The sequence below is a fragment of the Bacillus sp. AY3-1 genome, assembly GCF_008368785.1.
GTDB lineage: Bacteria > Bacillota > Bacilli > Bacillales > Bacillaceae_G > Bacillus_A > Bacillus_A wiedmannii.
In genome coordinates, this window is record NZ_QORZ01000011.1 from 95,270 (window position 1) to 109,889 (window position 14,620).

Annotated in this window: 15 protein-coding genes; 7 read left to right on the forward strand and 8 right to left on the reverse strand. The window is 35.6% G+C overall.

Annotated features, from left to right (window positions below; genetic code table 11):
- Positions 1–254: 254 nt before the first annotated feature.
- From DN389_RS07840 to DN389_RS07855, 4 genes are all read left to right on the forward strand, one after another.
- Complete coding sequence (locus DN389_RS07840) at positions 255–599, forward strand: DMT family transporter (protein ID WP_048545668.1); 345 nt, start codon at positions 255–257, stop codon at positions 597–599.
- A 2-nt stretch (positions 600–601) separates the two neighbouring features.
- Positions 602–916 carry a DMT family transporter gene (locus DN389_RS07845; RefSeq protein WP_000539670.1) on the forward strand — a complete coding sequence of 105 codons (315 nt, stop codon included), beginning with the start codon at positions 602–604 and terminating at the stop codon, positions 914–916.
- 150 nt (positions 917–1,066) lie between these two features.
- The gene (locus tag DN389_RS07850; RefSeq protein ID WP_149236993.1) at positions 1,067–1,645 is read left to right on the forward strand and encodes a TetR/AcrR family transcriptional regulator; all 579 of its coding nucleotides are present in this window, start codon (positions 1,067–1,069) and stop codon (positions 1,643–1,645) included.
- Between the two features lie 210 nt (positions 1,646–1,855).
- Complete coding sequence (locus DN389_RS07855; protein ID WP_149236994.1) at positions 1,856–3,058, forward strand: MFS transporter; 1,203 nt, start codon at positions 1,856–1,858, stop codon at positions 3,056–3,058.
- Positions 3,059–3,111: 53 nt separating this feature from the next.
- Here DN389_RS07855 and DN389_RS07860 read toward each other — a convergent pair whose 3' ends face one another.
- Positions 3,112–3,450 carry a winged helix-turn-helix transcriptional regulator gene (locus DN389_RS07860; protein ID WP_001059466.1) on the reverse strand — a complete coding sequence of 113 codons (339 nt, stop codon included), beginning with the start codon at positions 3,448–3,450 and terminating at the stop codon, positions 3,112–3,114.
- Positions 3,451–3,620: 170 nt separating this feature from the next.
- On the opposite strand from DN389_RS07860, the gene DN389_RS07865 reads away from it, so the two are divergent.
- Entirely contained in the window at positions 3,621–4,160 is a 540-nt protein-coding gene (locus tag DN389_RS07865; protein WP_000511566.1) for an ester cyclase, read from the forward strand.
- 19 nt (positions 4,161–4,179) lie between these two features.
- Positions 4,180–4,728 carry an NAD(P)H-dependent oxidoreductase gene (locus tag DN389_RS07870; RefSeq protein ID WP_088121521.1) on the forward strand — a complete coding sequence of 183 codons (549 nt, stop codon included), beginning with the start codon at positions 4,180–4,182 and terminating at the stop codon, positions 4,726–4,728.
- A 44-nt stretch (positions 4,729–4,772) separates the two neighbouring features.
- Here DN389_RS07870 and DN389_RS07875 read toward each other — a convergent pair whose 3' ends face one another.
- Together DN389_RS07875 and DN389_RS07880 are read right to left on the reverse strand one after the other, a co-directional pair.
- A complete protein-coding gene (locus DN389_RS07875; protein ID WP_098802206.1) occupies positions 4,773–5,291 on the reverse strand; it encodes a general stress protein in 519 nt (172 codons plus the stop codon).
- 181 nt (positions 5,292–5,472) lie between these two features.
- A complete protein-coding gene (locus tag DN389_RS07880; protein WP_149236995.1) occupies positions 5,473–7,212 on the reverse strand; it encodes an SgrR family transcriptional regulator in 1,740 nt (579 codons plus the stop codon).
- A 105-nt stretch (positions 7,213–7,317) separates the two neighbouring features.
- On the opposite strand from DN389_RS07880, the gene DN389_RS07885 reads away from it, so the two are divergent.
- Positions 7,318–8,580: an MDR family MFS transporter gene (locus tag DN389_RS07885; protein WP_149236996.1), complete on the forward strand. Its 1,263-nt coding sequence runs from the start codon at positions 7,318–7,320 to the stop codon at positions 8,578–8,580.
- Between the two features lie 46 nt (positions 8,581–8,626).
- Here the strand turns inward: DN389_RS07885 and DN389_RS07890 are convergent, their stop codons facing one another.
- From DN389_RS07890 to DN389_RS07910, 5 genes are all read right to left on the reverse strand, one after another.
- A complete protein-coding gene (locus DN389_RS07890) occupies positions 8,627–8,830 on the reverse strand; it encodes a hypothetical protein (RefSeq protein ID WP_001063864.1) in 204 nt (67 codons plus the stop codon).
- A gap of 238 nt (positions 8,831–9,068) precedes the next feature.
- Positions 9,069–9,584 (reverse strand): type 1 glutamine amidotransferase domain-containing protein, encoded by a 516-nt coding sequence (locus tag DN389_RS07895; RefSeq protein ID WP_088062087.1) that lies wholly within the window; start codon positions 9,582–9,584, stop codon positions 9,069–9,071.
- A gap of 23 nt (positions 9,585–9,607) precedes the next feature.
- Positions 9,608–11,605 carry a catalase gene (locus DN389_RS07900; RefSeq protein WP_149236997.1) on the reverse strand — a complete coding sequence of 666 codons (1,998 nt, stop codon included), beginning with the start codon at positions 11,603–11,605 and terminating at the stop codon, positions 9,608–9,610.
- Positions 11,606–11,797: 192 nt separating this feature from the next.
- Positions 11,798–12,997, reverse strand: a complete 1,200-nt coding sequence (locus DN389_RS07905; RefSeq protein WP_149236998.1) for an ABC transporter permease — start codon at positions 12,995–12,997, stop codon at positions 11,798–11,800.
- Positions 12,998–13,057: 60 nt separating this feature from the next.
- Complete coding sequence (locus tag DN389_RS07910) at positions 13,058–14,482, reverse strand: amino acid permease (protein WP_087985765.1); 1,425 nt, start codon at positions 14,480–14,482, stop codon at positions 13,058–13,060.
- Positions 14,483–14,620: the final 138 nt, after the last annotated feature.

Consider the following 14,620-nt stretch of genomic DNA (forward strand, 5'->3'; position numbering starts at 1 on the left):
ATTATTAGGAAATATACAAATTGGAGGAAATAAATTTTAAATAACTTTTCGACATTGACAGTTTTTAAAATATTCATGTACAATGTTTATGAATGACATTCAGTCATTTTTCTATAAAAGGATGTAGTTAGCTTGGAAATGGAACAAATATAATGGTAAATGAGGATGATAGTTGTTTATATATAGTAGTGATGAAGGAGTATATTTTTTTAAAATAAAAAATGACTGATAGTCAGTCATAAGAGGTGAGAGGTATGAAAAATAGAGCTTGGTTATATGTCATATTAACATGTATCTTTGAAATTTTTTGGGTGTTTGGTTTTAATACCGCGGATACTTGGTGGCATTGGATTATTATTTTAGGAGTTATCGCTGTTGATTTTCACTTCCTTTCTAAAGCGTGTGAACATCTTGCGACAGGGACTGTATATGCCATTTTTGCCGGAGCTGGTACGGTAGGTACTTTCTTAATGGATGTATTCCTTTTCGGCGGGAGTTTTAGCGTAGGGAAACTATTCTTTATCATGATGGTTGTAGCTGGCGTTATCGGTTTAAAGCTGGCTGATAATAAAGAAGAAACTGTGGAAGGAGCTGCTTAAAGATGGGTTGGTTTTTCGTATTTTGTGCTGCAATTAGTGAAATAGTCGGTGTGATTGGTCTTAAAATGTATAGTAAAGATAAAACGTTAGCAAATGGTGCAATTTATATAGGTGGATTTGCTACATCCTTCGCATTCTTGTATACATCTTTCTTATTTTTACAAGTAAGTGTCGCTTATGCGGTTTGGATTGGTATTGGAACAGCAGGTGCCGTTTTATTAAACATGTTCCTGTTTGGTGAGTCGAAAAGTAAAGCACGTATCATTAGTGTGGCTCTTATTGTATGCGGAGTGACAGGATTGAAGGCTCTTTCTTAAAGATATATTGTATTTATCTCCTAATGGTTTATTAGGAGATTTTTATTATTAAAAAATGATTTCCTCTTAGAGTTCACTATCATTGACAGTACAATCGATTATCTTATAAAATGAGTGACAGTCATTCAATATGTGTGTGAAAGGGTTTAGATGATGAATAAAAAAGAAAAAATTGTCTATGCAGCTATTGAAGTGTTTCAGGAAAAGGGCGTTGAAAAAACGAAGATTTCTGATATCGTGAAATTGGCTGGCATTGCACAAGGAACTTTCTATTTATATTTTCCTTCTAAGTTATCTGTTATGCCTGCAATAGCAGAAGTGATGGTTGAAAAGATGATACTTGCAGTGAAAGAAAAAGTGCAAAATGATGCGCCTTTCTCAAGTAAAGTGACGCAAGTAATAGATGCGGTGTTTCACTTTATAGCGGAATATCGTGAAATACAAGCTTTAATGTATGCGGGTCTTGCATCTACAGAACATATAAAAGAATGGGAAGCTGTGTATGAGCCTCTTTATATGTGGCTAAGCGAGTTTTTAAGTGCGGCGAAAGAAGCTGGTGAAATTCGTGATTCGGTTCACGCGGAAAGAACGGCTAAGTTATTTATCGCTCTTGTTGAATCTGCAGCGGAACAAGTTTATTTATATGACCATAAAGATGTTGAGCAAGTCGAGCTACAAAAGGCAGAAGTACTAGATTTTTTAACACATGCACTACATATAAAGAAGTAGTAAGATGAACCTGTCTGAAAAGGTAGGTTCATTTTTGAGGAAAACTGAATGATAGTCATTCACCTAATGCGTATGTATGTGTGGAAGGATAGAGTGAAATTCTAATGAGTGGGGCATCTCTACTCATGATTAGCCCACAAATAGCAGGATAAAGAAAAAGCTTCTTGGGCATTATTTTTTTGAGGAACTTACGGGAAGAGGTGTTAAAAAGTGAAGAAACCGATAAAAGAACAAAAGATGGTATTGGTCATTCTTTTGAGTAATATATTTATCGCTTTTTTAGGGATTGGATTAATCATTCCGGTTATGCCGTCCTTTATGAATGACATGAGTTTAACAGGGAAGACGATGGGATATCTCGTTGCAGTATTCGCAATGGCTCAGCTCATTACGTCACCTATTACAGGCCGGTGGGTCGATCTTTACGGTAGGAAGAAAATGATCATCATTGGATTATTTATTTTTGGTGTTTCAGAACTTCTTTTTGGATTAGGAAAAGATGTGTGGATGCTTTATGCAGCACGGGTGTTAGGCGGAATTAGTGCTGCGTTTATTATGCCTGGTGTTACGGCATATGTTGCGGATATTACATCTATGCAGGAACGTCCAAAAGCGATGGGATATTTATCAGCAGCGATTAGTACTGGTTTTATTATAGGACCTGGAATTGGCGGATTTATTGCAGAGTATGGTATACGTGTGCCGTTTTTCGTTGCAGCAGCAATTGCCTTTATAGCATGTGTAATTTCGATCTTTATTTTAAAAGAACCGTTAACGAAAGAAGAACTTGCAGAGATTTCTGCTAACACGAAAGAATCAAGTTTTATTGGTGATTTAAAGAAATCATTACATCCAATGTATGCAATTGCATTTATTATCGTATTTGTACTCGCATTCGGATTATCAGCGTATGAAACTGTGTTTAGTCTATTTTCTGATCATAAGTTTGGATTCACACCGAAAGATATTGCGGCAATTATTACGATTAGCTCCATCTTTGGGGTAGTTGTGCAAGTATCTATGTTTGGTAAATTGGTTGATATGTTCGGTGAAAAAGTGTTGATTCAAATATGTTTAATTGTAGGTGCAGTATTAGCGTTTGTTTCAACTGTAGTCTTTAATTATTGGATTGTACTTCTCGTTACTTGCTTTATTTTCCTTGCATTCGATTTGCTTCGTCCAGCTTTAACGACGTTTTTATCAAAAGCAGCTGGAAAAGAGCAAGGATTCGTTGCTGGTATGAACTCGACTTATACGAGTTTAGGAAATATTGCAGGGCCAGCGATGGGCGGAATATTATTTGATATGAATATTCATTATCCATATGCATTTTCAGGAGTTGTTTTAATAGTTGGTCTCGGCATTACATTTATGTGGAGAGAGAAACAGCTAGCTCAAAGTTTTGCGAAGTAATGTAGTGAATAACGAAAAGCCTCTTACTATTTTTATGGTAAGGGGCTTTTCGTTTATAAACTTAATCCAAAACGCTTTAATTCAATAAATATCCCCTCTAATTGCTTTCCTTTATCCGTTAACGTGTACTCTACGCGAGGCGGAACCTCTGGATATACTTTTCGCGTTATAATCCCTTGTGCTTCCAATTCTTTTAGGCGAAGTGATAATGTTTTCGGACTAATCCCGTCCATTGATTTTTGTAAATCACTAAAGCGTAATGTTCCTTCGATAAGAAGGTCGCGAATGATTAAAAACGTCCATTTTGTACGAATTACATCAAGGGTTTTAGCGATAGGACAAGGTATGCCTGGTAAACCTTTCGTTAATTCAACTGGATCTATATTGTTCATGGAAATAGCCTCCATAAAAATTTTTTTGATGAATTTGCTTTATAGTATCACAAAACTATACTTTTGGTAACTATATGAAAAAAATATCACTACTTCCATAAAGGAAGTTAGTGCATATACAATAGTAATATGAAATACAAAGGGTTTGTATGAAGGAGGAGGTGATTTTCATGGGGATAAAAAAGTTGTTTGGATTCCTTAGTTTGTTTGTTGTTTGTATTGTACTTGTAGCATGTAGCGGGGAACAAAAAACGGAAATCCAGTTATTAAAAGAAATGCCAAAGCCAAAAGCGATGACAATTGATCCCTCACTAAGTAAAAAGGAAGCGACCGAAATGGTTCATGCAGCGCAGCGTTTTTATGCATTTTGGGATACAGGTAAGGAGGAACTTATTCTGCAAACTGTTTCTGAAGATTTTTCCGATAATACATTGCCGAAAGGGCGACCACAAGGCACTGAAGGATTAAAGTTTGCGGCACAAAATTTTCGTAAAGTCGTTCCTAATATACATTGCGAGATTGAAGATTTATTAGTCGTCGGTGATAAAGTAACAGCTCGTCTTTCTTTTACAGGAACGCATAAGGATAAGAAAATCAATTTTTTTGCAATTGATATTTTACATGTGAAAGACGGAAAGATAACGGAAGACTGGCATTTAGAAGATAATCTTACGCTGAAACAACAACTTGGGTTAATAGCCGAGGAATAAAATAGGGGAGAGAAAAGTGATGAAAAATATATTTATTATAAATGGACATGAAAAATACGGTACGAAAGAAGGACGATTAAATAGAACGTTAGTTGATTATATGGTAACGGTATTAAGTGAGAAGCATCATGTGAAAACAACAACGATTCAAGATGGCTATAGTATTAAAGAAGAACAAGAGAAGTTTTTATGGGCGGATGTTGTGATTTATCAAACGCCAATTTACTGGTTTAGTGTACCTGGGTTATTTAAAACGTATATGGATGAAGTATATGAATACGGTTTGTTCTTTAAGGGTGCTGATGAATATGGAACAGGTGGTTTATTAAAAGAGAAGCAGTATATGTTTTCTACAACTTGGAATGCACCTGAAAAGGCATTTGGAGATAAGACGAAGTTCTTTGAAGGGGAAAGTTTAGAGTCAACGCTTAGCCATTTACACCGCGTGCAAAAGTTTCTTGGCATGAGTCCGTTAAAGAGCTTTGCTTGTTATGATGTGGTGAAGAATCCGAATATTGAGCAATATGTATTGAACTTGAAAGATCACTTAGATGGAGTAATTAAATAATAGTATGTGAAGAAGGTACTACTAAGGATGTAGTACCTTCTCTATCATGAAATACGTTGAAAATCTTTACTTATACAGGACTGTTTTAGTTTTTTTGATTTGATTAAATGTTTAATATCAGGGATGTTATCGTATGAAAGCTGAGTATGATAATAGTTAATGTACTCAAGTAATGCGAAAATATAAATAAATAGAGTGAATGATAGCCCGCCTAAAGGTAAGTGGGGATACCAAATTATAAAATCAATAGTAAACGTAATAAATTCTGTGATAATGAATGCTATATTTATCTTTTGAAGTATTTTTAAATATTGAACCACCCTAATAGGGGTAACAGATGTTTTCTCTTTTTTTATTCGTTTCCATTTTACGTACCAGTAAATTACTCCTTGCAATAAGATAAACTCTAAAAGAAGAAATGATCCCCAAAAAGAATATAGGGAATATAAATGTAACGTAGGATAAGCAAAATTAAGTAAGTAACTTGTGAAAATAAAAGTAATGACTGAAAATAACTCACCTGTGTATAGATAAGAAAGTCTTTTTTCTAGGGTGCTTTTCATGGTTCCTCTCCTTTTACCCCGCATTAACGGGCAGTAAGACCCCCACCTCAAAATTCAGCGGAAGCAAAGAAATTAGGTGGGGGATCAACTGCCCGTAAAAGCCCGATTGGTGAGGGCTAATAATCAGTGGGGATGAACAAAACCCCACTGATTAAAGTTTCACTTTATAAAAACTCACATTTTAATACGTGGATGGCTGTATCCATAACTTCGCAAAATTTGCCCAGCCGAATGAATCAATTGTTACATTTTTTAAGGAAGAGGGATATGTTTTTCTTTTTAAAACGTGATAGTTAAATAAAATGATGTGTTCTGCTTGTACAAATTCTTCGATCTCATACATGAGCTCATAGCGTTTTTCTTTATTTTCTTCTAATAAAAATGTATCAAGTAAACAGTTAACTTGTTTTGCATAGTGCGGGTCCATGAACCTATTTACGAAGCAACTTTTATTTTTAAATACATTTAAGAATGCAAGTTCATGATCGGCAGCAAACACTTCTCCCATGAAAATAATATCGGCGTGTTTATTGATAGAATGATCCATATAATCTGAAACGAGAAATGGATGAAGTTCTACGTGTACTCCTAATTGTTCGCAACGTTCCTTTAGGAAATGTGCGTCATTTGCACTATCTTTAAATGCGAAGAAGTAAATATGTATCGTTTCGCCATTATAGGTGCTCTTTTTTAAATACTCTTTCGCTTTTTCTAAAGAGTAGGACCTTTTAGTAGCTTTGCGGCTTCTTTCAGGGAAAAAGCTTGATGCAGCAATTGTCCGTCTACCCTCTATGCTACGAAGTATCGTTTCAACGTCATATAGTTCTCTCCAAGCTTTTCGAAAGTACATGTCGTGATGAGGACCAGGTTTTGTAAAGTTGAAGCTAGCATAAATACAACCTATTTCTTCTATTTGTATATCATGTCTTTCATTTTCTTCTTCATTTGGTAGTTCATAATCAGCATCTATTTGCACATGATCAGGAATACCCCAAAATTCAATACGGTCTAGTAACGCACGCTCTTTAAAATAATGGGTGAACGCTTCGAGTACGATATTGTCTTCAGTGTAATGAGCAAGTTTGAAAGGTCCAGTACCTACATAATGATGATTTTGAATACTAGCATCACGCGGCAAAATAGCTAGTTGCATGGAACTTACATAGTGTAAGAAAAAAAAGTTGGGTTTTGCTAAATGGAACCGTATTTGTAGTGGTGATGGTGTTTCGATTTGAACAATTTCTTCTGTTAACCATTCGAAAGGAGAGTGAACTTGCTTTAATCGTTCAAATGAAAATTGTACATCTTTAGAAGTTAAAACTGTTTCGTTATGAAAATGTATATCCTTTCGTAAATAAAAGGTCCACGTAAGCCCGTCTTCACTTAATTCCCACGTATGTGCAATGTGTGGTTCCATTTTTTCAGTAACATCGTTATAAACGACTAACGTGTCAAAAATTTGACTCGTAAGATGGCTCTCTGTAGTTACAGCCACAAAAGCCGGATCTAATGGGAATATCTTTCTTGATATAGGAATCTTTAATATGTCATACATATCATTTGAAGGTTCGTATCCAAAATGATGATGTAGTTTATTTTCTATTTTTTTTTGAAGTGCAAAGGGTAGGGGCTCTTTTAAAAGAAGAAAAATATCCTTTAACTTTTCTTGCGTTAACAGTTCATCTGTATAGGACTCAATCGCTTCTACGAAATTATGTATAAATAGGATTTCCGTTTTATTCCCGCGGCCTCGCCCGGGAGTCCAGCGAATTAATTGCTCCTCACTCATCTTCTTTAATAAAATTTTTACGTTTTTCGTACTGCAATATAAAATATCTGCTAACTCTTGTAAGCTATTTCGTATATGTTGTTGATCTTGCGCATGTAATCTTAACCGAATGTAATAGTCCATAATTTTCATATATACACTTCCTTCTATAATAAAAGGGGAAACTCTTTAGAATATTCTAACCTTTTTCTTCCTTTTTTTCAAAGTAAAATAAGTAAGCATAAGGAGGGGGAAACAATGGGATTTTGGAGTATGCATCGAAATATAAAAATTAGAATTATAACTTCGTTTTTAACACGTACTGTGTCCACGATGATTTTTCCATTTATGGCGATTTACTTTTCAATAAAGTTAGGTAGTGCGATTGCTGGTGCGTTACTACTCATTAATGTAATAGCTTCATTAGTAATTGGTCTATACGGTGGGTATGTTGGGGATCGGCTCGGTCGTAAAAAAGTAATGATTATCGGTCAAAGTATACAAGCCATTTCAATCGCTTGTATGGGGATTGCAAATTCGGATTATATAGATTCACCGTGGCTAACATTTGTGTTTATGTTAGTGAATAGTTTAGGGTCTGGACTTATGAATCCAGCGACGGAAGCGATGTTAATCGATGTGAGTACACCTGAAAATCGAAAAGTGATGTACAGCATTAACTACTGGGCGATTAATTTATCTATTGCAATTGGAGCGATATTTGGCGGATTACTATTTGAAAACTATAGATTACAATTGTTTATCGGATTAACAGTTATTGCAATTATTACTTTATATGTGATGGCTGTATATATGGAAGAAGTGTATGTAGCACGAAAAATAGTAGAGAAGAAAAATGTATTAAAAGATATGGCGGATAGTTATAAAGTCGTGATGAAAGATAGAACGTTTTTAATTTTTTGCGCAGCAAGTATATGTACATTATCTTTAGAGTTTCAAATTAATAATTATTTAGGAGTACGTTTGCAGCAGGAATTTGAAACAGTGCACTTTTTATTCGGGAATGGTTTTACGTTTGATTTAACAGGTATTCGAATGTTGAGCTGGATTTCAGCAGAGAATACAATTTTAGTTGTGTTATGTTCAGCACTTCTTATTAAAATGCTAAAAAGCTTCAACGATTTAAAAATTTTATATGTAGGTTTATTCATTTACACAATTGGATTTACAATACTCGGAACGAGCAATAGTTTATGGGTCTTATTAATTGCAGGGCTTTTCCAAACGGTAGGTGAGATGATGTATGTACCAGTTCGTCAATCTATTATGGCAGATATGGTGCCGAATGAGGCAAGAGGTTCATATATGGCGATTAACGGAATGGTCTTTCAAGTGGCAAAAATGAACGGAGCATTGGGTGTTATGTTGGGGTCATTTATTGCATCTTGGGGCATGAGTGCTCTGTACTTTATCGTTGGTATGAGCAGTATTTTATTATTTATGAAGGCGATTGGGAAAGAGAAGTATGAGGATGAGAGAGAGGTTTCTCAGATTGGGTAAAACTATATAAAAAGCGAACGAACTGGACTCGCTTTTTATATAATTTTTAAAACGGATCAACTTCAGCTAAATTTGGAGTAGTACTAGGCTGTAGTAAAAGATTTTTTAACGTTCCTACTTCAGAAAGAGCTACTAATATGTAGCCACTAATTAGTACAATAAGCCCAATAACGCGTAACGTTTGTAAGCTTACTTCATTATTATTCGTTTCCGTTGGATTTGGGGGCGTTGAAGGTGGATTGTTATTCATAATTAAGGCTCCCATCTTTTGTATTTATATATGTGTAAAATTATTATTTAACTTATGGATAGGAATCGTATAGTCATTTTCACTATATGAGAAATGCCTATGAAAAGTGATTAGAAATTTGGGGACGAAGAAGGGAGGAATCCACAGGTCATTAAAAATGATATTCCTTTTTAATTTTCATACAAATAAAAAGGTTAACCAAAGTAGCTAAACAGCTATTTTGGTTAACCTATAATAACTATCCTAATATACGCAATGATTCTTCAATAAACGCTGGGATATCCTCCGGTTGTCTACTTGTTACTAGCTGATTTTGGCATACGACAACCTCTTTGTCATGAAAATTTCCGCCGGCATTTTTTAAATCGACCGAAATGGATTTATATCCAGTCACATCACGTCCTTCAAGAGTTTGTGCAGTGATGAGTAATTGGGGTCCGTGACAAATAGCAAAAACAGGTTTTTTCGCGTCCATAAATGCTTTGCTAAAGCGAACGAAACGTTCATCTGCACGAAGTATATCTGGGGAAAATCCGCCTGGTATGAAGAGGGCATCAAAGTTCTCTGGAGAAACATCATCGATACCTTTATCAATTACAACTTCACTTTTTCCTTGTTTACCGTGTACCGTTTTACCTTTTTCTGCTTCAATAGTTGTTAATTCATATCCCTTTTGTTTAAAAGCTTCTGCTGGCTCTGTGTATTCTGTGTCCTCGAAATAATCTGTTATTAAAGTAGCAATTTTTTTACTCATTCTAATCCGCTCCTTACATTATATTATCGGTTCCAGAATCGTCCTTGGGCAATGCCTTCTATAAATGATTCAATTGAAGTATCTGTTAAGTTGTAAACTCCTGCTCCATCCAGTTTAACCTTACTATGGTCTAAAGCATGAGGGTCGCTAAGGACATAGGCTATCGGTTTAAAGTGTTTAAAAGTAGTTTCTGCAAATTCTAAAACAGGGGGTTTAATGACAGATTCACTACTAAACACTAAGACTGCATCAAAAAGTGAGGAGTCTGCTGTTGTATAAGTATCCGTTACTTTAATAGAATCATTGAAATGATGAATTTTATTATCTATGATGCCATAGTTAATTCGGTGCTGTGCAAAAACTTGAATCCATTCGGACAGAAGGGAAATGCTTGGATCGCCATTTAATAGAATTGCCACATTTTTGGAATCAGCTTTAAAAATAGTATTGGACATGCTGAGTGCAGGTGATTTTGCATCCGAATTTATTTCTTGATTTTCCTTAGGCAAGGGAGCTCCAATCATGTTAGCGACTTCCTTTGCTAATTGACGATCGACGTGGTTTAAAAGAGCAATTACATTTGCCTTCACCATGTCTGATTTGCACTTCCCAACTTCAAAGCAAAATGCGTCTTTTATGTGCTGCTTTTCAATAGCATTCATACTATTGTAGAAAAGTTTAGCTTGAGAATAAAAGTTAAGGAAGCTTTTACTGAGCCCCCTAATTTTATGTCCATCAACCTTTTCTTGATAATGTTCATATCCACCCTGTTCGGCTTGGACGGTTGCTGGTTGATTGTTATTTAAGCCATTAGGATGATAGCTTGTTTGACTGCGATGAATCTGCATTTGATGCATACCATCACGTTGATTATTATGAAAAGGACATACAGGCTGGTTAATAGGGATTTGGTGGAAATTAGGACCTCCTAAACGAGATAATTGTGTATCTGTATAGGAGAACAATCTTCCTTGCAGAAGAGGATCATTTGAAAAATCAATACCTGGTACGACATGGCCAGGGTGAAAAGCTACCTGTTCCGTTTCGGCAAAGAAGTTATCAACATTTTTGTTCAGTGTCATTTTACCAACTAGTTTTACAGGAACTTCTTCTTCAGGCCATAGTTTCGTTGGATCTAAAATATCAAAATCAAATGCATGCTCATCTTCTTCCGGAATTAACTGTAATCCAAGCTCCCATTCCGGATAATCGCCTTTTTCAATTGCTTCGTATAAATCTTGACGATGGAAATCAGGGTTTTTCCCAGCAATCCTTTGAGCCTCATCCCATACTAATGAATGAACCCCTAGGGTAGGTTTCCAGTGAAACTTTACGAAGTGGGCTTTTCCTTCTTTATTAATAAGTCGAAATGTATGAACTCCAAAACCTTCCATCATTCGTAAACTACGCGGAATTGCGCGATCACTCATCTGCCACATAACCATATGAGTAGACTCGGGATTATGCGCAACAAAATCCCAAAATGTATCATGAGCACTAGCTCCCTGAGGAATATCATTATGTGGCTCTGGTTTAACTGCATGTACAAAATCAGGAAATTTAATAGCATCTTGGATAAAGAATACTGGCATATTATTACCTACTAAATCATAGTTACCTTCATCTGTATAAAATTTTGTGGCAAATCCGCGCACATCTCTTACTGTGTCATTGGATCCTTTAGAGCCTTGAACGGTCGAGAACCGTACAAATACAGGTGTTTTTTTTGAAGGGTTAGTAAGAAAATCTGCTTTTGTATATGCCTCTAAAGATTCATAAAGCTGAAAATAACCATGTGCGCCAACTCCGCGCGCATGAACAATCCTTTCAGGAATTCGTTCATGATCAAAGTGGGTCATTTTCTCGCGAAAGTGGAAATCCTCCATTAAGGTTGGGCCTCTTAAGCCCATCTTTAAAGAAAATTCATCCTCGGCTATTTTTACTCCTTGGTTTGTTGTTAAAGCATGTTTGCATTGATTATCTGTAATGTGATGTTCCAATTGCTCCATTTTCTTATTCACAATATAGGCACCTCCTTTGCCCTGTTAATTTAATACATACCCTTTTTGTTAGGGCGTAAACATGTATTATCGTTTTTGTATGTAAAAATCATAAAATATCGGTTGTTTCAGTAATTCTTGTTTGGGGAAGAAAAATAAAAAAGCCAAGGAGAGAATTTATTCTCTCCTTGGCTTTTAAGATAATTCCTTTCGTTAAAACGCAGAAATTCGTTGCTTCGTTTTTGGTACAATAATAAATTTAATCCAGAGTAACCCGACAATCATAATGATAAGGCTATGTAAAAATTGACTTGTAGCAATGAGTATAACAATTGAAAATACAATGAGTTGAATGCTTAGCAATATAAAGATTAAGTGAAGAAATTGATTCATTCGTTTTTCAGTATCAATTGGATATAATGCTACAATAATATTTCCCGAAAAATATTTCCACAGGGAACGGAGCTGCATAGAAATCATATATAGGACGATGTAAGCGATAGCGCCTTTTACGTATATGTTTGGTATAAAATATAAGGCGAAGGCACCGATCAACCCTAAACGAATATATATACCGAAATAATCATTCCCGCGTAAAAATGCTAGTGTATGTAAATAGAAGAAAGTTGCTCGTTTTTTATGTAATAAAGGTTCAATCCAATTTGTAAGCCATTTTCTTTTATTTACTTGCTTATTCAGTTGCGGAACATCGGTGAAAATGCTAGCAAATTGATAAAAACGAACGTTTATTTTTTCTTCTTGTTCAATTATGTAATCCCACGGTATTCGTTTTGTAGGCTGTTTCTTCGTATATAGAAGTAGGAAAGCAAGTAGTAAGAGTAATCCGCCTAATATGAGAACATGTGCTGAGTAAAATAGCATGTAAATGATTAGGGCGTTACAAGTAATACGAATAATGAACCATATGTTTTTTTCATAACTATCACGCCACATCCAATGTGTATATATATTCCAAGCTTTCGTAATCATTAAAATGATAAAGGTTGTACATAAGAAAGGTACAGTTAATTGTAATGATTGCAGTGCAAGTGGAACGAGAATAAGGAACGTAAATAATAATGGGAAAAGCTGAATGATGTAATTATATAGAAGAGATTTTTTAAAATAAGACGTTAGTTTCTCTTCTAATGCAAGCAAATAGACAGCATCAGGTTTTTGAATAAATGTACGGATCGGGCATCTCGTTATAATCGCTGTTAGGACGATTGTAATAAGTAATAAAGATAGTCCTTTAGAAGGAGCTGTCTTAAGAAACTTTGCGTAATAGTAAGCACCTATACAGGCAACGAAGATAAAGCTATATAGTAAACCGTTAATCATACGTGCAAAGTATGTAATGATATTTTGCATATGTTGTTGGAAGCGGCTGCTCCATAGTGATTCGATTGACATGTTTTTCACCTCTTTGTTCTATTATATATGTTTTACAAAAGAAAAAACGAGCAAATTGCGTTATGCAACTTGCCCGTTTTTCTTTTCGTTATTTTTTTTCTCATCACGATTCATTAATGGATAGAAAGCAAATCCGATTACGAATAAACCAATTCCGAGAAGGAACGTTTTTATATCGGCTGCGCCGGTTTTAATAACCCATAGTGCGTAGCAAAGTGCGATTACTGCGACTATGCCATCTGTAATTCTTGCCCGCATTTCATTTTTATATGTTTCACCAGTTGCGACTAGTTTTAACTGGAAGATTGGTGAAACGAGATATGGAATAAGGTAGGCTAGTGTTGATACGGTAATAACGAATGTATAAGCTTCCGCAATTGTTCCGGATAGTGTTGAGAATAAGAACACTTGCGACATAATGTTTGTTAATCGTAATGAGTAAATTGGACTTCCTTTTTTATTTGTTTTCGTAAAGAAGGAAGGGAAGAAACCTTCTTTTGCAGCTTGATATGGTACTTCTGAGCTTAATAAAATCCAGCCCAAGATAGAACCGAATAGGGAAGTAAGAGCAAGTAATGCCATCAGTTTCCCACCGCCATGCCCCATTGCAGCGTTTAATGCGTCTGCTAATGGACGTTCAGAAGCTTGTAATTTATCAACGTGAAGGACACCCATTGTTAAAATCGTAATTCCTAAGTAAATCGCAACTGTAATAAGTAATCCCGCAACCGTTGCGCGTTTTACTGTTTTAGGAGAGGTAGCACGGTTTGATAAAAGTACTGCTGATTCAATTCCGATAAATGCCCAAAGCGTTGTAAGAGCGGCTAAATTTACTTGTGAAAGAAGGCCGTGTGATACACCTGATTTATCGATCATCGGTGTGTACCATTGTCCAAACTTAGAAGCCTCGAATGCAAATAAAGTAACGACGATGAATAAAAGGAATCCAGTTACTTTCGTTGTTGTTGCTAAGAAGTTTAGCTTTCCAGCTCCGCTTACACCGTTTGTTAATATAATATGAGTTCCCCAAAGTAAGATGGAACAAATCGTAAATGTAATTAGTTTTCCGACTTCTATGTTAAAAGAACCGATTGAAAATAGTAGTCGTGTATCTTTCATAATTGGGAAGAAGAGTGATAAATATCCCGCAAATGATGTAATGATGGCAACGTTACTTGCCCAGTTTGCTACCCAATATCCCCATACCATACTGAAACCAGCCATTTTTTTCTTTTTTGGTGTTGAGAATAAAGCATATGCATGACTTTGTGGTCCTGTCGTTAAATCAGGACGACGAATTGCTAAATTACCGAAAACAAGAGCTAGCATTAAAACACCAAACCCTGTTGTTAACCAAGCTAAAGTGACACCGAGAGGGCTTGCTGTTTGTGCCAACGTACTTGGCACCATGAAAATACCAGCGCCAACCATGTTACCGACAACGAAAGCTGTTAATACCCAAAAGCCCCATTTTTTTTGTTGCATAGAAAATACCTCCAAAGTTAGTATAACCAAGTCAAGCGAGGAGATATGTATGTCTTCTTAGTAGAGAAGAGAAGTCCCAAACAAAACAAAAAAAGCACGTAATTTGCCGCTACATGCTTTCTATCTTATAAGAAACCC